The 17,352-nt window shown below is 66.0% G+C and carries 16 protein-coding genes and 1 riboswitch; of the genes, 6 read left to right on the plus strand and 10 right to left on the minus strand.

What is annotated here, in order from left to right:
- Positions 1-2: 2 nt before the first annotated feature.
- Genes mauD through GQB00_RS17540 form a run of 3 tightly spaced genes read right to left on the minus strand, consistent with a single transcriptional unit; the run spans position 3 to position 2,304 of the window.
- Positions 3-608 (minus strand): methylamine dehydrogenase accessory protein MauD, encoded by a 606-nt coding sequence (gene mauD, locus GQB00_RS17530; RefSeq protein WP_165857258.1) that lies wholly within the window; start codon positions 606-608, stop codon positions 3-5.
- 8 nt (positions 609-616) lie between these two features.
- Positions 617-1,147, minus strand: a complete 531-nt coding sequence (locus GQB00_RS17535; RefSeq protein ID WP_165857259.1) for a MauE/DoxX family redox-associated membrane protein — start codon at positions 1,145-1,147, stop codon at positions 617-619.
- On the minus strand, positions 1,144-2,304 hold the full coding sequence (locus GQB00_RS17540; protein WP_165857260.1) for an amine dehydrogenase large subunit: 1,161 nt from the start codon (positions 2,302-2,304) through the stop codon (positions 1,144-1,146). The genes GQB00_RS17535 and GQB00_RS17540 overlap by 4 nt, the downstream gene beginning before the upstream one ends.
- A 400-nt stretch (positions 2,305-2,704) precedes the next feature.
- Between GQB00_RS17540 and GQB00_RS17545 the strand changes: the two genes are divergently transcribed.
- Together GQB00_RS17545 and GQB00_RS17550 are read left to right on the plus strand one after the other, a co-directional pair.
- On the plus strand, positions 2,705-3,247 hold the full coding sequence (locus GQB00_RS17545) for a shikimate kinase (RefSeq protein WP_165857261.1): 543 nt from the start codon (positions 2,705-2,707) through the stop codon (positions 3,245-3,247).
- Positions 3,241-3,570, plus strand: a complete 330-nt coding sequence (locus GQB00_RS17550; protein ID WP_165857262.1) for a hypothetical protein — start codon at positions 3,241-3,243, stop codon at positions 3,568-3,570. The genes GQB00_RS17545 and GQB00_RS17550 overlap by 7 nt, the downstream gene beginning before the upstream one ends.
- Positions 3,571-3,582: 12 nt before the next feature.
- On the opposite strand, the gene GQB00_RS17555 is transcribed toward GQB00_RS17550, so the two are convergent.
- The 3 genes from GQB00_RS17555 to GQB00_RS17565 all read right to left on the minus strand — a co-directional run bounded on the left by GQB00_RS17555 (position 3,583) and on the right by GQB00_RS17565 (position 9,152).
- Positions 3,583-5,709 (minus strand): 3-hydroxybutyrate oligomer hydrolase family protein, encoded by a 2,127-nt coding sequence (locus tag GQB00_RS17555; protein ID WP_165857263.1) that lies wholly within the window; start codon positions 5,707-5,709, stop codon positions 3,583-3,585.
- Positions 5,710-5,790: 81 nt separating this feature from the next.
- The gene (locus tag GQB00_RS17560) at positions 5,791-7,479 is read right to left on the minus strand and encodes a PHB depolymerase family esterase (RefSeq protein WP_165857264.1); all 1,689 of its coding nucleotides are present in this window, start codon (positions 7,477-7,479) and stop codon (positions 5,791-5,793) included.
- Between the two features lie 302 nt (positions 7,480-7,781).
- Positions 7,782-9,152, minus strand: a complete 1,371-nt coding sequence (locus GQB00_RS17565; protein ID WP_165857265.1) for a sodium:solute symporter family transporter — start codon at positions 9,150-9,152, stop codon at positions 7,782-7,784.
- A riboswitch (TPP riboswitch) is annotated at positions 9,142-9,262 on the minus strand. It overlaps the preceding gene by 11 nt.
- A gap of 135 nt (positions 9,263-9,397) precedes the next feature.
- Between GQB00_RS17565 and GQB00_RS17570 the strand changes: the two genes are divergently transcribed.
- Positions 9,398-10,366 carry an MBL fold metallo-hydrolase gene (locus GQB00_RS17570; protein ID WP_165857266.1) on the plus strand — a complete coding sequence of 323 codons (969 nt, stop codon included), beginning with the start codon at positions 9,398-9,400 and terminating at the stop codon, positions 10,364-10,366.
- 89 nt (positions 10,367-10,455) lie between these two features.
- Entirely contained in the window at positions 10,456-10,884 is a 429-nt protein-coding gene (locus GQB00_RS17575) for a potassium channel family protein (RefSeq protein WP_111497275.1), read from the plus strand.
- Between the two features lie 6 nt (positions 10,885-10,890).
- On the opposite strand, the gene GQB00_RS17580 is transcribed toward GQB00_RS17575, so the two are convergent.
- Complete coding sequence (locus tag GQB00_RS17580) at positions 10,891-12,144, minus strand: methyl-accepting chemotaxis protein (RefSeq protein WP_228160645.1); 1,254 nt, start codon at positions 12,142-12,144, stop codon at positions 10,891-10,893.
- A 63-nt stretch (positions 12,145-12,207) separates the two neighbouring features.
- Entirely contained in the window at positions 12,208-13,695 is a 1,488-nt protein-coding gene (locus GQB00_RS17585) for a flavin-containing monooxygenase (protein WP_165857267.1), read from the minus strand.
- A 238-nt stretch (positions 13,696-13,933) separates the two neighbouring features.
- Between GQB00_RS17585 and trxC the strand changes: the two genes are divergently transcribed.
- Both trxC and GQB00_RS17595 read left to right on the plus strand, forming a co-directional pair.
- Entirely contained in the window at positions 13,934-14,380 is a 447-nt protein-coding gene (gene trxC, locus GQB00_RS17590) for a thioredoxin TrxC (RefSeq protein WP_111497188.1), read from the plus strand.
- Between the two features lie 16 nt (positions 14,381-14,396).
- The gene (locus GQB00_RS17595; protein ID WP_111497187.1) at positions 14,397-14,990 is read left to right on the plus strand and encodes an exopolysaccharide biosynthesis protein; all 594 of its coding nucleotides are present in this window, start codon (positions 14,397-14,399) and stop codon (positions 14,988-14,990) included.
- A 12-nt stretch (positions 14,991-15,002) separates the two neighbouring features.
- Here the strand turns inward: GQB00_RS17595 and GQB00_RS17600 are convergent, their stop codons facing one another.
- On the minus strand, positions 15,003-16,052 hold the full coding sequence (locus GQB00_RS17600; RefSeq protein ID WP_111497186.1) for an acyltransferase family protein: 1,050 nt from the start codon (positions 16,050-16,052) through the stop codon (positions 15,003-15,005).
- A gap of 283 nt (positions 16,053-16,335) precedes the next feature.
- On the minus strand, positions 16,336-17,238 hold the full coding sequence (locus GQB00_RS17605; RefSeq protein ID WP_165857268.1) for a DMT family transporter: 903 nt from the start codon (positions 17,236-17,238) through the stop codon (positions 16,336-16,338).
- Positions 17,239-17,352 lie beyond the last annotated feature (114 nt).

The raw sequence follows: 17,352 nt of genomic DNA on the forward strand, positions 1-17,352 counted from the left end.
CGTTATCCTTGTGCTGATGAGGATTGGGAAGCGTCCAGGTAACCCTGGATGGAGCCGATGCCCATGTCGTGGGCATTGAACAGGCTTTCCAGCTGTTCGCGGCTGTTGACCAGCCCCTTGCCGCGGATGCGGCCGTTGCGGTCGATCAGCACCGCGTAGGGCAGTCGCGCCACCCGGTAGCCCAGCCCCAGTTCGGTGGAGACCACGTAGGGGAAGTCGTGCAGTTTGGCATGGTTGATGAAGCGCTGGTGTTTGGCCTCGTCGCCGTCGCTGGCCAGCACGATGCGCATCCAGTCGCCCTCGCTGTCACGCACCGAACGGAGGATGGGCAGCAGCTTCTTGCACACCGGACAGGTGGGTGACAGGAAGAACACCAGGGTGGCGCGGTCGGTGGGCGTGCCGACGTGGACCGGCTCGCCGGTGAGGTTGGCCAGGGCGAAGCGGGGCGATTGCTCCCCCACCTTGGGACCGGACTCGTTGACCAGCGCGCCCATGGGCGCGATGCGTTCGTAGAGAATGCCGATCTGGCGGGCGAGCACGAAGAAGGCCACGCCCAGGCCGATCACGGCGAGGAACAGGAAAGCCAGGATGAAGTAGATGGTTGTCATGGGAATCCTCAGTGTTGTCGGGCTTTCATCGCCACCAGATTGGCGTTGGCCTGTTCGAACAGGGTGTAGAGCACCCACAGGCACAGGCCGGCGGCGATGGCGGCGATCACGCCGGGCGTGCTGGTTTCGAGCGGCGGCGCCGTCAGGGGCACCAGCGCCAGCAGGCCCAGCACGCCGTTGCGTACCAGCAGCGAACGGCTCAGCCATTGCGGGGCCCCGCCGCAGCCGCATTCGATGCGCCGGTTGCCGCGCCGCAGGTTGATGCCGATGGCGGTGGCGTAGAGCGCCAGCAGGGCGATGGCCAGGAACAGGCCGATCGGGCGGCTGGCGGCGAAGACCAGCGCCAGCACCGTGACACCCTCGAGCGCCACCAGTGCCATACCCGCCGGGCGCACCAGCGACTCGGGCAGCAGCTCGTAATCCGCCAGGAAGCCCTGGAATTCATCGAAGTCGAACAGCTTGTGGGTGAACGCGCGCAGGAACAGCAACAGCGTGAACACCAGGAAAGTCAGGCTGAACAGACCGGCGACGCCGCTCATGGGGCCACCTGCAGGGATGTGGCCCAGCCCACCTTGTCGTCCGAGGCGGCTTTGACCAACTGGAAGTCGCCGTCGTCGGCCAACACGTACTCGTCGACGCTTTCGTCTTCCTCATTGGTGCCGAACAACCGTGGTGAGTCGTCCTGGGTGACGTCGATGGCGGTCATGTAAGGGGCCTGGGAGCGGCTGACCAGCTCCTCGTCCGCCATGCTGTAGGCCCAGACCTCCTCCGAGGCGTCCTTGTGGCTGCCGTCGTAGGCGTCGGAATGCACGATCATGAACAGCATGTCGTTGGGCTTGTTGTAGGCGGTGATGGCGTAGCCGCCGGGGGCCCAGTCGCCGTCCACGCCTTCGGTGACCGGCAGGGTTTTCTTGAGGGTGACCGTCTCACCGCTGTCGTCCATCAGATAGAGATTGCCGTTGAACGAGGTGAAGATCAGCTCGTCGTCGGCGCGGCGCTCGGCGTGCAGGTAAAGTGGATCGTCATCGGCGCTGAACAGCGTATCGGAGGTGGCGACCGTGTAGTCCTTGCCGTCCAGGGTGTAAGTGTTGAACTGGCCGGTGCCGCACAGGCTGGAGAACCGGTGGCCGCTGGCGGCGGGGATGATGCCGTAGCAGCCGGGGGTGGGCACCTCGGCGACGACGCTCATGGATTCGGTATCCACCACCGTGACGGAGGTGGCGGGCGTGGCGTTCTGCACGTAGACCAGTTCGCCGTCGGCGCTGTCTTCCAGCAGCTGCGTCATGCCGATGGCCTGGGCCGCGCTGTTGGGTACGATTGCTTCACCCTTGGGCGAGAGCGTCTTGACGTCGAACGCCTGCACCACGCTCTCGATGGGGCCGTAGGTGTAGCGCTTCATGTAGTCGGAAATGGTGTAGACGGTGGCACCGTCATCGGACAGGAGCAGCTGCGACGTCAGACCCATGGACACCAGTCCCTTGTAGGTCAGGCCGTCCTGGCCGTAAACGTGGACCCGGCTGGCGCCGTCCCAGCTCGCCTGATTGACGAACACATTGGGGCCGTCGCTGATGGCCGGTTCCACACTCATCACTTCCGGTTTGAAGGGCTCGGCGGCCTGGAGGCCGGAGGCACCGCCCAGGGTGATCAGGGCAGTGGTCACGCCGAGAAATCGCGATAAAGGACGTCTATTCTTCATGTTCGCGGCTCTTTGTCGTTGCTCATTTCCGGGACGAGGCCCGGCCCGATGGTCACGAGGAGAGTGGCAAGCGGCATGCCAAAGCATAGGAAGCTATGAAGTGAGTCCGTAACTTGCTGAAATATTGGGAGTCGTTGGTCAGGATTTGGCGTTTTGTGTCGCCAACGGTGAGGCGTATTTTGTAAGTGTCTGATAAAGCGCACCCTTTCCGGGACCGAATGCCCCAAAACGGGCGCTGCCCTGGTGTCGGCCCTGACGGGTAGGCCGCCAATAGACCATCGGATCTTGCCCATGGGTCCCGAAGTGGGAGGCGTTGGCGTCTATGATGTGCTCTGGCGGGCGTTGTATGCTCTGCTGATCACCCCATTTTTTCCAGTACCGTTCAGAAGGTGACCAGGGAATGACCGAGAGAACCAATGTAATCCTGATTGGCATGCCGGGCTCAGGGAAGAGTACCGTCGGCGTGCTGCTGGCCAAGCGGGCCGCGTTGAGCTTCGTCGATACCGATCTGCTGATCCAGTCCGCCGAGGGTCGCACCCTGCAGGACATTGTCGACACCGAGGGTTACGCCGCCCTGCGCCGTATCGAAGAGCGGGTGCTGGCCGGCGTCCATGAATCCGGGGCGGTGATCTCCACCGGCGGCAGTGCGGTCTACAGCCAGCGCGCCATGGAGCATCTGAAAACGTCGGGCCGGGTGGTGTTCCTCAACGTCTCCCTGGAGACGGTGCAGGCGCGGATCGGCGACTACAGCCTGCGTGGCATCTCCAAGCGCCCGGACCAGACTCTGGACGAGCTGTTCGAGGAGCGTTACGCCCTTTACAGCCATTACGCCGATATCACCGTCAACTGCGACGGCCTCGACCAGGATGCCGTCTGCGATGCGATCATCCGCCGCGTGCCGGCGCTGGCCATGGATTCGGGCGTGGAGTCCTCGGGATGGTGAAGCGTCTGTCGGCGGTGCTGGTCATCGCCTTCTTGCTGACGGCGTGCCAGTCAACGCCGCCCAGCGAGTCGCAGCGGATCGGCGAGATGGTGCTGGCGGTGGATGCGGCGATGGACCGGCCCGGTGACCCGGAAGCGCTGGAGACCATCGCCCGTTACGGCACGGACACCCGCTACTACATCATGATCCGCGGCTGGCTGGTGCAGGAACTGGCCGGCGTGGAAAGCCAGCTCGATGCGACCCGCGACCCTGAGCGCAGGGCCGCCTTCCAGGCCGAGGCGGATTTCCTGCGCCAGGCGATCCGGCGCATCGACCTGGAGTAGCCTCGCCGGATACTAGTCAGGAACAACCACTTCGCCGGCCTCAAACACGATCCGGTCGGCTTCTTCCGGCGTGTCGGCAATCGGCGGCACGTTGGCGTGGGTAATGGCTGGAGCACCCGCGCCCCGCGGAGTCGTCCGCACCACCTGACTCGGCGGCAGGGCCTCGTCGGTGCTCAGGTGGGCGTACATCCGGTCCAGCGCTTCCACGTAATAGCGGTGCAGCGGCACGTAGCGCTCGTCAAAGCCCGGGAAGGCGTTGAACGCGTCCAGGTGATGGGCGTTGAGCACTTCGTAGTAATGCAGTTGGCTGCGAGCCCCCTCGACTGTTCGATTAAGCCCGAAATACGGTCGCGACGTGTGGTTGATCGGCAGGATGGCGTCGGAACGTCCGGTGACGAATACCGCTGGTGTGCCCCGCAGGTTGCCGCTGGCACGGATCGCCCGAATGCCGTCGGCGATGCGCTCGGCCTGGGCCGCCTGGTCGTCCGGCAGCGGTGCCCCGGTAACCGCATCGCGGCCCAGCGCCAGGCTGCGCAGGCACAGCAGGGCGTCGAGGCCGTAGTCCGGCAACCCGCTTGAGGGGGATGTGCTGAGTGCCAGGTTGGTGGGGCCTCCGCTGGCGTCGTCGAACACCTGGTGAATGCCCGCCGAGGGTGGAACCCCGTTGCTGGTGGCGAACAGGGTCGCCTCAGTGGTGTCTGCAAGCGGCTCGACCGCGCCGGTGCTGGCGTTGGTGGCGGCATAGCCCAGGCCGCACAGGCGATCCTCGACCCCGAAGCGCCCGTAGGCGTTGGCGTAGGTCATGCTGATGCTCTGGGCCACGGCGGCGCCGAAGTGGCTGGGGGCGACCAGATTCTGCTCCGGCTGGACGCCGTAGGTCTCATTCAGGATGCGTTGCGCGTCCATGGCCCGGGTATCGGTGTCCGCCCCGCTGACCAGACCCTTGGCGGCCAGGGCACTGCAGATGTTGTCATCCACTGCGGCGTCATTGAGCACGGCGTTGAATGGCGCGTTGTCCCGGACGTCCGGGGCGAGGTTGGCGCAACCCTGATAGACCGCCAGGGCGGTGGTGTAATCCAGCAGGCTGCGGCTGTGGTCGCTGACAGGCGCCGCGTTGCCCTGGCGGATGCTGAAGCCGTTCTCCACGGTCGGGTTTACGTTGGGTTCGGAGACGGCGACCCCATCGATCAGGCCGCGGCGATCTTCCTCCGCCGCCCGTACCGAGGCGCCGCCACCGTTCGACACCGACGATGCAATCACCAGGGTATTGGCCGGTTTCACGGTCACCCGGATCTTGCCGTTGGGCAACTCGTCCCCATAAACCTCGTTCAGCACGTAAAACCCGAACTCGATCGATTTGAGCACGTACTGCCCCCAGTCGGCCTCCGGATTGGTTTGCGAATGGGCGTGCTTGAGCGCGAAGCGATCCGGCCAGTCGGCGTTGAACGCGGCCTGGTCCGACGCCGACAGATCCGGCTGAAACTGACGTTGGGCCGTGGCATCGGTTGTCGTCTGGCCCAGAAGTGTCTGGCCGGCACCCGTCATCAGGTTGAAGGCGCCGGTCCCGGTGCCCTTGTCGGTGTAGATCACCGCACAGCCTTTCTTCAGCCCCCATTCCCCGGCGGTGCCGATGGCGCCGTAGATTCCGCGCGAGCCGGACGATGGGGCGGTGACCATGCAGGCGTTGTCTGGGTCGAAGCGGTCGGGAATCTGCAGCATGACTGTGGCTGGCACGTCGCGGTCATCGAGCGTGATCAGGGCCAGGTATTCATCGCCCTGGATCCGGCCTTCGCTGTCTTCGGCATCCACCTGTGGCCCGTACAGGGTGCCGTAACCGCCGCCGGCCGTGGTGTCCACCAGCGCCCGGTAGTTGTTGTAGATGGCCAGGGTGCGCAGTTCGGCGGCGGTGGGGTTGAGGGGATCGGCCGGTGCCGGTGCGGTCGCGCTGGCCAGGCCGCTGGCTCCCAGGCCGCCGGTCAGCAGGTCGTTGTCGGCGTTGTCGTAGCGTTGCTGAACGATGTCGCTGGTCAGGAAATCGGGCTTCTGGTTGATGCCCGCGATTGGCAGGTCGTCGGTTTTGCAGGCAGCCAGCACCAGCGTGCAGGTGCCCAGCAGGGCCAGGTGCGTCAGACGTTGCATGATCATGTCCTCTGGTTTTTATCGATTGTTGTCAGGGATGAGCCCTTCCCACCCGGCACCAGGCCGGGTGGGAGAACGCTGTCACGGGCACTGGCCCGCCTGGAAAACTCCGGCCGCTGTGCTGTGGACCCAGGCGTAGGTGCCCGACACGGCGCCCAGCGCGTCGTCGCCGCCGATGGTGAAATAGCCCATCTGGTAGTAGGCCCGGCCGGCAGAGTCGTGCTGCAGATTGGTGGCGTACCAGTCCTGGCAGTCGCCGTCGCCGCCGGTATCGCCGCCACCTGTTCGACAGGCTTCCGGCTGCGCGGCGTACCAGGTGCCCGGCTCACCCTGGAACAGCGTGACGCTCGACCAGGTGTCGAAAGACGCCCCGATGTCCTGTTGGTCGGTCAGCGAGAAGGCGCGCAGGTCCGAGGTGCCGCCGGCGGTGGCTCGTCCGGCCGTGATATGGCCGCTGGGTGAAGCGTTGGCGGTATCGCAGGTGACGTCCGGTGCGCTGGGATCGATGACCGACACGGTGCGGCTGCGGGTGACGCTGTTGCCGTCGTTGTCGGTGGCAGAGTAGGTGCAGGTGTAGTCGCCCTCGGTGCTGGTATCGACGGCGCTGCAGTCGGCGTTGACGCTGAGGCTGCCGTCCTCCGGATCCGTGGCGGTGGCGCCGGGATCGGTGAACGTGCTGTCCAGATCCACGGTCATGGGGTTGTCGCCGTTCAGGGTCAGTGAGGGATCGCCATTGCTTCCGCCTGAACCGTCCCGGCTGTGGCGGGCAAAGAAGTCCCAGATGATGTCCGGGTAGCTGGGACCGGCGCGCACTGCCCAGGCCCCTTCGCTGCCATCTTCGCCGCCGACCCAGTAATGGCCGTGGTCAGTGTCCGTGGTATTGGCTGTCGCCGTGGGCCCGTCGAAGAACACCGTCTCCATCACCGAGCGGCCGTCGCCGTTACCGTAGCGGGTGTGCAGGCAGTCGTAGTCGTCCTGGTGGAACGGCGCGCAGGTGGCCTGACTCTGTTGGGCGGTGGCGGGTGTATTGTGGCTGGCGTCGCCGAACACCTGCAGGTGGGCATCGCGGATGTTGCGTCCCGCCGGCTGGATGACCGTGCAGTCGTTGTTGTTCTGCAGGACCATCAGCGGAATCGGGTAGGTGTCGTTCCGTTCCGCGTTCATGTCGCTGACCAACTGACTGACGCTGTGGAAGGTGGCGTAGCCGGGACACTGCCCGGACAGGGAGACCGAGGCGGCGTCCTCACCGTAGGGCAGCCCCGAGGCCGGAGCCGCGGCGGCCCAGTATTCGTTGTGGATGACGGCGGCGACCACTGCCATGGCACCGCCCGACGACAGGCCGGTGATGTAGCGGCGGTTGGGGTCGATGCTGTAGGTCGCCTCCACCGCCTGACCGATGCGCAGCAGATCCTGGGGCTCGCCGGAGCCTTCGTGCTGGTGCTGGTCGAACCAGAAGCCCCAGCAGTTCTGGTTGCGCAGGCCGTCGTAGCTGGTGATGAACGGTGTGACCAGGATAAACCCGTAGCGGTCGGCGGCCGACTGCAGCCCCCACTCGTTGAGGGCGTTGGACTGGGTCTGGCTGCAACCGTGCAGGGCCATGACCATGGGCGCCGGGGTGATCAGCGTGTCGGGTACATAGACCTGGTACTGGCGGTCCCGGGAGGCGGCGTAGCTGCCGGCGGGAAGGGTGTTGGAGGTGACGCTGCCGGCACTGGCGAGCGCCGGCAACAGCACGATCATGACGACCGCCATGAGCAATCGGGTAGGCATGGTGCGCTCCTTGCTGTCTTGTTGTTGTGATGAAGGGGATTCAGACGGGCCACTGGGCCCGGCAACCGGGTGTTATGCGGTTGCCATGCCAATCCAGGAAAAGCTTTTAAAACAGCAGGTTGGCAATCTGCGCCTGGCAGGGGCCGAGAGGAGTATCCGGATTCCCGGACAGGTGTGGGGCTGCGTCGGGCGGCAAAGCCCCAGCGGACGGGACGGAGGCGGTGTCCGCGGCGATGGACAGTGTCCGCGGGATTGGACAGATCGGCCGGCCTGACGTGAGAGGCCGGCCGATGATCAGGCCGTCAGGCGGTCGTGGTGCGCGGGCGCAAAAGGCTCACCGCAACGCTGATCCCGGCGGACGCAAGCAGTGACCCGAGGAACGGCGCCAGGGTCGGTACGCCGCCGGGGAAGCTGGCCGCGTGCAGGCCCCGCATCGCGCTGCCGGTGTCGATCCAGCCCGGGAGGATGGCGCCGATGAGGCCGGCCACGGCGCCCCACACCGCCGCCTCGATGGTCATGCGCGACCACAGGCCCAGCAGCACGGGCACCACCACGGTGGCGCACAGCAGGTCGGCGATCAGGAACAGGCGCAGCACCGAGTAGCCCTGCAGCGCCACGATCACCACCGGCACCATCAGGCCCACCGTCAGCCAGCGCGCACCGCTCAGCGATAGGCCGCGTTTTTCGGTCACCGCCAGCGACGCCAGCCCGTTCTGCAGGGTGTCCACCGACGAGGCGACCAGGGTCAGCGCCAGCACCAGCGCCGCCAGGCTTAGCCAGCCCGGCGCCTGGCCGAGCATCGCGAAGAAGGGAATGGGCGGGCTGCCCAGGTCGGCGCCGCTGGCAGCCGCGGCAATGCCCAGACCGCCCACCAGGGCGACGACCAGCACCGTGGTTATGCCACCGAGCACCGCGCCCCGGCCCAGTGCCCGGTCGCTGCTGGCGGCCCACAGGCGTTGCCAGTAGCCCTGGTGGAACAGGTTGGCGGCGGTGACCGCGATCACCAGGGTCAGGGCCACGGCGAGGGCATCACCCAGTGGCGCCGAGGCCATGGCGGTCGCGGGGCGATCCGGCAGTTGCGGCAGGGCCACCGCTGCGACCAGTGCGATCAGGGCGATCAGCAGCAGCGCCTGCCAGCGGTCGGTGGCAAGGCTGGCGCGCAGCCCGCCCCAGGCGGTGTAGGTCAGGGTTGCCAGGGCGACACCCAGCACCGCGATATTGCCGTCGAGATCGGTCAGCAGCGCGGTGATGGCGCCCACCGCGGTCAGCTCGGCGGTCAGGAAGCACAGCATATAAAACACCGAGATCAGCGCCACCCAGCGGCGCATGCGGGGTCCGTAACAGGCGTCGGCAAACTCGCCGATGCTGCGGCCTTCCGGCAGGTGACGGCGGATGGCCGGGCCGCAGGCGGCGAACACCAGGAACGGCAGCGCCGCGCCGATGGCGTAACCGGCCAGGGCCACCGGCCCCACCAGGGCGCCCACTTCGGGCGGTGCGAACAGGATCCAGCCGCCCATGCCGGAAGCCAGGAAGGACAGCCCCAGGGCGCGGGAGCCCTGGGAATTGCGGGCGGTGACGTAGTCGTCCAGTCCGCCGTCCGTCGCCCGGGCGCGCAGGCCCAGCCAGGTGAATACAAGCAGTGCGGCCGCTATGGCCACCGAGGTCAGAATCACGTCGCGCTTCCTCCGCCGGTACGAACCGGATCAGGTTCCAGGGTTTGGGACGGGAAGGCCCGTCGTGTTCTCAGTCCACCGCGTCGCGGCGGACTCCCCTGGCGACAAAATGTGTGTAGTCGGTAAGTAATGGTCCATACTGACACAGTTCGAAAGTTCAGGCGATTGGCGTTTAATCGGCTTTACTTTGAACGACGTAGCCTCTTTTCGACGACGCATGGACACCGACCAGAAGGAGACTCCGCATGCCCCTTATCCGATCCGGACTCGCGGCCCTGGCGCTGCTGGTTCTGGCCAATCCCCTCGCCCACGCGGCCGACACCGTCCGGGTGACCCCACTGGGCGGCCAGGACGGCGAGTTCTGCGTGCTCGACCGGGCCCTGGTGTTCGAAGACCCCAACGGCACCCGCATTCTCTACGACGCCGGCCGCACCGTGGCCGGGGCCGACGACCCGCGCCTGGGTGATATCGACGTGGTGCTGGTCAGCCACGTTCACGGCGATCACCTGGGCGACCGTCACATCCCCGAGCCCAATGCCGGCAGTTGCGGTAGCCCGGCGGCCTCGGAGGACGACGCACCCCTGTCCAACAGCGTGAAGATCGCCGTGGCCAAGGACGCGCGCATCGTCACCGGCAGCGAAATGGCGAGCTTCTTCGCCGGGCGTCTGCAGGCCGCTGGCGGCAACCCGGACAACTCGGTGCTGGTCCGCTTCGGCGCCCACGTGGATGAAGGCGGCGTCGGCATCACCACCGTGCCGGCGGTGCACAGCAACGGCCTGTCGCCGAAGTTCATCGACGGTGAGATGGGCAAGATCTACCAGGCCGCCGGGCTGACCGCCTACGTGGGCCCGCCCACCGGCTATGTGCTCACCTTCAGCAACGGCCTGGTGGTCTACCTGTCCGGGGACACCGGCATCACTGCCGATCAGGAAGCGGTTGTCCAGGACTACTACGGTGCCAAGCTGGCGGTGATCAACATCGGCGACACCTACACCACCGGCCCCACCGAGGCGGCCTACGTGGTCAACGAGCTGGTGGAGCCGGCCAGCGTGATTCCCTCCCACGCCAACGAACCGGCGACGAAGGATGGCAAGGTTCAGGCGGGGACCCGCACGGCGGCGTTCATCGAGGCGGTGGATGTGCCGGCGCACGTGCCGCTCAGTGGCCGGACCATGGCGTTCGATGCCAGCGGACGCTGTGCGGAAGGCTGTTAGCGAGGATGGCCGGACGCGGGTATGCTGCTCCCTGAGTCGTTAACAGGATGCCCGCGATGTCCGATGCTGTTGCAATCGATCAGGTTTCCCTGCTGGTCGTCAGTGCGCTCAATATCGGCGTGACGGCGCTGGTGGTGCTGGTGCACTTCCAGAGCCTGTACCTGTTGAGCCGCTTTATTCCCCATTTGGGCCTGCCCCACCATTTCCGCATCGTCGTGGGTGTCGGCGGTGCGCTGTTGGCGCACCTGGCGGAGATCTGGCTGTTCGGGCTGGTCTATTACTGGATGAACGAGCGCCCGGACTGGGGCAGCCTGGTGGGCAATTTCAACGGCGAGCTGCTGGACTGCGTCTACTTTTCCATGACCACCTACACCACCGTCGGCTACGGCGACATCGAGCCGTTCGGCCCCATCCGCTACGTTTCCGGCATCGAGGCCCTGACCGGGCTGGTGATGATTACCTGGAGCGCGTCGTTCCTGTTCCTGGAGATGCAGCGCACCTGGAAGCTGGGCCGCTGACGCCGCTCAGGCGTTCTCCACCGACACCTGGGCCGCGGCACCTTCCAGCTCCCGGATCAACGCGCGCAGGCGCTGGCTCATGTTGGCGCTGTCCACCAGTTGGCTGACCATGGCCTGGGTGGTTTCACGGATGCTCTGCATGTCCGTCTGTACCGCGTCGGTACCGGCGGTCTGTTGGGCGGAGACGTCGGCGATCTCCTGATTACTGTCATCGATGCGCAGCACCATGGCGCTGATTTCCTGCAGCGCGGCGGCGCCGGCGTCGGCCTCGTCCACGCAGCGGCTGGCGTCCACCGAACTGGTGTTCATCTGCTGGACGGCGTCGCCCATGGTGCCCAGTAACCGGTCGATGGTGCCCTGGATCTGTTCGGTGGAGTCCTGCACCCGTTGCGCCAACTGGCGTACCTCGTCGGCCACCACCGCAAAGCCGCGGCCCTGGTCGCCGGCGCGGGCGGCCTCGATGGCGGCGTTGAGCGCCAGCAGGTTGGTCTGTTCGGCGATGCCCTGGATCTCGGTGACGGCGCTGCCGATCTCGCGGCTGTTCTCCGCCAGGGCCTCGACGCTGCCGGCGGAGGTCTGGATCTTCTCGGCCAGTTGCTGGATCGAGCGGGACGTCCGGGACACCCGCTCGCTACCGTTGAGTGCGGCGGCCCGGGCTTCGTGGGACAGTTCCTTGGCGGCATCCGCCTGCTGCGCGATGCCCTGGAAGCCGTTGAGCATGGCCTCGATGGCGTCCGCGGAGCGATCGGTGCCGGCTTGCTGGCGCTGGAGTTCGTCGCGGCTGCGCTCGGCCGCCTCGGTCAGCGCCTGGACTTCCTGCTCCAGTCGGCTGATGGCGGCCTTCATGCTCTGCACCACCTGACCGGTGCGGCTCTGCATGGCGTTGAAAGCGTCGCTCATGGCGCCGATCTCGTCACTGGAATCGACGTTGGCGCGCAGGCTCAGGTTGCCGCTGGACTGGACCTCGACCATGGTGTCCTTGAGCCGGTGCACGTGGCGCTCGATGAAGCTGATCAACAGCTGTGAGCAGGCCATTTCCACCAGCATCAGCACCGCCACGACGCCGGCAAAGGCGGCGGCGTGTTTGCCGATGGCCTGGGACAGGGTCTGGCCGCTGGCGTCGGCGATGCGATCCAGGGCGAAAACCACCAGCAGCATCATCACCGCGAACACGACGATGTTGAGCAACCAGAACTTGTACTTGAGACGCGCGTTTTTCAGCAGGCCGGGCATAGGGCGAAAGTTCTCCAATGACAGCATGAGAACTCCCAAACATAGCATCCTACTGCAAATCTGTGTTGCGCCAGATCAAGACAATGCCGTTCAGGCCTGCTGTGCCGATACCCGCTCGCCGGCGTCGACCCGGTCGAAATGCAGGGCCGGATCGTTGACCTTGCCGAAGCGCAGGTGCAGCAGATCCAGCAGGTAGTTCTGGTAGAGCCGCCAGGGTTTGCGATCGCCCTGCTTGGGCAGCTGTTCCAGGGCGCGCCGGACGTAGCCGGCGTCAAGGTCGAGGAAGGGTTCCTCGGCGACGTCGCCGTCCACTACCGGCGTGCAGGCGTCGTAGCCGTGCCGGTCCATGTGCTGCAGCAGCCGGCAGACGTATTCGGCGGTCAGGTCGGCCTTGAGGGTCCAGGAGGCGTTGGTGTAGCCCACCACCATGGCCAGGTTGGGTACGTTGCTCAGCATCATACCCTTGAAGCCCATGGTTTCGTTGGGCGTCAGCGTGCGGCCGTCCACGGACAGCTCGGCGCCGCCCAGCGCTACCAGGTTGAGGCCCGTGGCGGACACCACGATGTCCGCCTCCAGGGTCTGTCCCGATTGCAGGCGGACGCCGGTCTCGGTGAACGTCTCGATGTGGTCGGTGACCACGTGGGCATCGCCCCGGCGCAGCGCCCGGAACAGGTCGCCGTTGGGCACCAGGCACAGGCGCTGGTCCCAGGGGTTGTAGCTGGGATTGAAATGGGTATCGACGTCGAAATCCCGGCCCAGCTGGGTTTTCAGGTGCTGGCGCAGAATACGGCGCATCAGCTTCGGATAACGCCGGCACGCCTGGTAGAACAGGGTCTGCAGCGAGACGTTCTTCCAGCGGGTCAGCTGGTAGGCCGCCTTCGCCGGCAGCAGACGCTTGAGCCACTGGGCGATGGCGTCCACGTCCGGCAGGGAGACGATGTAGGTGGGGGAACGCTGCAGCATGGTCACATCCGCGGCGGTCCCGGCCATGGCGGGCACCAGGGTGACGGCGGTGGCGCCGCTGCCGATCACCACCACGCGTTTGCCGGCGTAGTCCAGGTCCTCGGGCCAGTGCTGGGGATGGATCACCTGGCCAGCGAAGCGGTCGATGCCGGGAAAGTCGGGCATGTAGCCGGCGTCGTAGCGGTAATAGCCGGAGCAGTTGAGCACGAAGCTGGCGGTCAGCCGCACGGTCTTCCCGGTCTTGCCGTTCTTCGCCGTGACCGTCCAGGTGGCGTCTGCGCTGGACCAGTCGTAGCGGGTTACCCAATGCTGGAAGCGGATGTGCCGGTCGATGCCGCCTTCGGCGGCGGTGTTGCGGACGTAGTCGAGGATCGACGGCCCGTCGGCGATGGCCTTGCCGTCGCGCCAGGGGCGAAAGCTGTAGCCGAGGGTGTACATGTCCGAGTCGGAGCGGATGCCGGGGTAGCGGAACAGGTCCCAGGTGCCGCCGATGGCGTCGCGGCCTTCCAGGATGGTGTAGGACTTGTCCGGGCAGCCCTGCTGCAGGTGGTGGGCCGCGCCAATGCCGGACAGTCCGGCGCCGACGATGATGACATCAAAATGCGTGCTGGCCATGCTATAAACCTCGCTTGGGCATCGGTTCCCGGCTTGTGCGACCGGTTTTTGTTCGGGTAAAGCACGTGCTTTATTGTTGATCCGGTATCCGGGCAGCGCAAGGGCAAGGCATTATCGGACAGCAGCTTGGCCCGGGATAACCAGAGCCGGTTTCCGGCCATTACCGTTGGGTAAGCCGCTTGATATCCCCTGGCCCGGCCCCAAACGAGAGGGTACGACACAACTGGAGAAACACCCGATGAGCGACATCCTGCACGTGCCCTGTGCGCACTGCCTGCGCACCAACCGCCTGCCTCCCGAGCGGCTGGGTGACCGCCCCAACTGCGGCGCCTGCCGCCAGAAGCTGGTGGATGGCCGCGTCGCTGAGTTGGATGACAGCAGCCTGGCCCGGGTGACCGGCGCTTCGGACCTGCCGGTGCTGGTGGATTTCTGGGCCAGTTGGTGCGGGCCCTGCAAGGCCATGGCGCCGGCTTATCAGGAAGCCGCGCGGCAATGGCAGGGCAAGGCGTTGTTCGCCAAACTCAACACCGAGCAGGCGCCCCGGGTGTCGGCGCAATTCGGCATTCGCAGCATTCCCACCCTGATCCTGTTCCGGGGTGGCCGTGAAATCGCCCGACACAGCGGCGCCCTGCCGACCGCCCAGATCGGCACCTGGCTGGCGCAGCAGTTGCAGGGAACGCCATAAAACACAGGGAGACGCAATGAACGTCCGGGGCGACCTGAATGATCTGGAACAACTGATCGACCGCATCGACGGAGTGGCGGCGGGCCTGGAAACGGTGACCATGGACCACCTGATCGAGGCGGTGGGCTATCGTTCCTTCGGTCCGGTGGTGCTGGTGGCGGGGCTGATCACCCTGGCGCCGCTGATCGGCGATATTCCCGGCGTCCCCACGCTGCTGGCACTGCTGGTGATCCTGACCGCCGGCCAGCTGCTGTTCCGGCGCGAGCACATCTGGCTGCCGCGCTGGATCATGTGCCGCCGGCTGCCCCGGGACAAACTGCGCAAGGGCCTGGCATGGTCGCGCAAGCCGGCGCGCCGTATCGACCGCTGGACCAGACCCCGCCTGACCCTGTTCGTGGAAGGCCCGGGCCTGATGGTGCTGACCCTGGCCTGTGTGGCGGTCGCCCTGGCCATGCCGGCGATGGAGATCGTGCCGTTCAGCGCCAACGGCGGCGGCGCGGCTCTCACCGCCTTCGGACTGGCGATGATTTCCCGTGACGGCGCGGTGGCGCTGTTCGCCCTGATCGTCACGGCGGCGACCCTGGGCGTCGTGGGCTACAACCTGTTCTGAGGTCCGCCTGGGCTAGCGACCGACGTCCAGCGCTTCGCCGCCGGACGGCGTGGACTCGGCGGTCTGCTTGCGGCGCTCGCGGAACCAGCGCAGGGCCGGCTGTTCCACGCCCTTGTGAATCAGCCAGGCGAGGCACAGCGCGGTGGCTACGGCCAGGGCCACGCCCACCCCGCCGGGTAATCCGGCGTCGTAGCTCAGGCCAATGATCCCGTAGCCGATGTTCTGGTGTACCAGGTAGAGGCTGTAGGACAGGCTGCCCAGCGTCAGCAGGAAGCGGTTGGCCAGCAGGTTCAGGTAGCCGGTGATCGCCAGGATAAACACGCCGTAGCAGCCCAGCACGAAGACGTTGAACGGCGCCTTGTAGGCCAGCAGGCAGTGGCCGATGGACAGCACCAGCAGCACCCGGTCCCACAGCGGCGGCGTGCCGTGGCGGTGCCAGCGGTAGAGCAGCATGCCGCTGATGAACAGCGGGGCGTACTTCATGAACAGCAGGTCCTTGACCAGGAAATCCAGGCCGTCCGGAATCGACTTCCAGTAGCGCACCGCCACATAGCTGCCGATCACCCAGGCCCAGAACACCGGCCGCAGGCGCTGGGCGCCCAGCCCGTAGAACAGCAGCGCCATCCACACATAGAACGTGGCTTCCACCACCAGGCTCCAGTAGGCACCGTCCACCGGACCCATCCCCAGGTATTCGTGCAGCAGGCTGAAGTTCCACAGGGTTTCTGTCAGCGTGGTGGCGCGGTCGGCCGGTCCCAGGAAGTGCACCGACAGGCTGGTCAGGAGAATGCCGACCCAGAGTGCCGGCAGCAGGCGAAAGGCGCGGGCCAGCCCGAACCAGCGCGCTGTCGACGTGCGCTCCAGGGTCATGAAAATGACGAAGCCACTGAGGATGTAGAAAAGATGCACGCCGTAGCGTCCGAACGCCAGCGGGCTCCAGGGCTCGAAATCGTGGCCGTAGAGCTCGTCGTAATAGGGAATGTAGTGAAACAGCATGACCCCGACGGCGGCGATGCCGCGCAGGGCGTCGAGGGCCTGCAATCGCTGGCTGGCTCCGGCCATGGTCGCGTTCCTTCAGCAAAAATCACAGTTTAGAGGGCGCGCGGCGCGGAAGGGAGCGGTTTTGGTTACCGTCCGCTTGCCGGAGGCTTACGGGGTTGTCGTAAACGTGGGCGAGTAGGCCGTTAAGATCAGACGGTGAGCTCGGGCAGGAAGCGAATGGGTGCCCTCGCTTACGCTGCTGTTAGTGGCCGTCCCTGGCCATAATAGCGACCAGGACGCCCGTGTCCCTGCTTCGGCGAGGGCACCCACTCGCTTCAGTCATTCGACGGCGTGGTCGCAGCAGCTATGGGCAGTCTCCGACCTGGCTTGATTCACCCACCAGAACCCCGCGCCGCCTCCGCTGTGGCCGCCGCTGGCGCAGGCTGATCAGCAGCAGCGGCAGGACGATCATGCTGGCGCCGAGGATAAACCACAGGTCCGGCGCCTCGCCGAACAGGGTCCAGCCCAGCAGGATGGCCCAGATCAGGCCGGTGTATTCGGCGCTGGTGACCTGGCTGGCGTCCACGTGGCGATAGGCCAGCAGCACCGTCATGTTGTAGCCCAGGATGAACAGCGCCGAGCCGGCGGCGGTGAGCAGCAGCGATGGGTCGAAGGCCGCCCCCTCCCACAGCATCAAGAGCGCGCTGGCGGGCAGCACCAGCAGGTAGTTGAGGAACAGCTTGTGCACCGTGGACTGGCCGTCCGGCAGTTTGCGCACCAGCAGCGCGTTGACCGCCAGGCTGGCTGCCACCGCCAGGGCGCTCAGGGCCATCCAGTTGATCGCCACCGGCCGCAGGATCACCAGAATGCCGATGAACCCGCTTATCACGGCCAACACGCTGCGGCTGTCCAGGCGTTCGCGGAAGAACAGCACCGAGAACACCATCACCAGCACCGGCGCGGCGTAGAACACGGCGTTGGCGGTGGCCAGTGGCAGGGCCCCCAGCGCGAACACCATGCAGACGATGCCCACCAGGTGAATGTGGGCACGCAGGGTGTGAACGCCCAGGCCCGCGAACAGCCGGCCGCGATCCAGTTGACCCAGGAACGGCAGCAGCAGCGCCAGGGTGATCAGGCAGCGCAGGAACACGAACTGGAACACCGGCGAGCCCGGTTCCAGCAGCTTGATGAAGACGTCGGAAACCAGGGCCATGGCATTGCCGATAACCAGCAACAGGATGGCGCTGTTGACGGTGCGTCCGGACATGGCTCCCTCCCCGCGATCGGTCAGTGAATCAGTGAGAGCGCCAGTCTAATCGGGCTTCCATGGCCTGTTTAATGATATTTGCTGGTGTATTATTAGTTATTTGGATAGTGAAAG

Source organism: Marinobacter sp. JSM 1782161 (assembly GCF_011421605.1).
Lineage (GTDB): Bacteria > Pseudomonadota > Gammaproteobacteria > Pseudomonadales > Oleiphilaceae > Marinobacter_A > Marinobacter_A bohaiensis.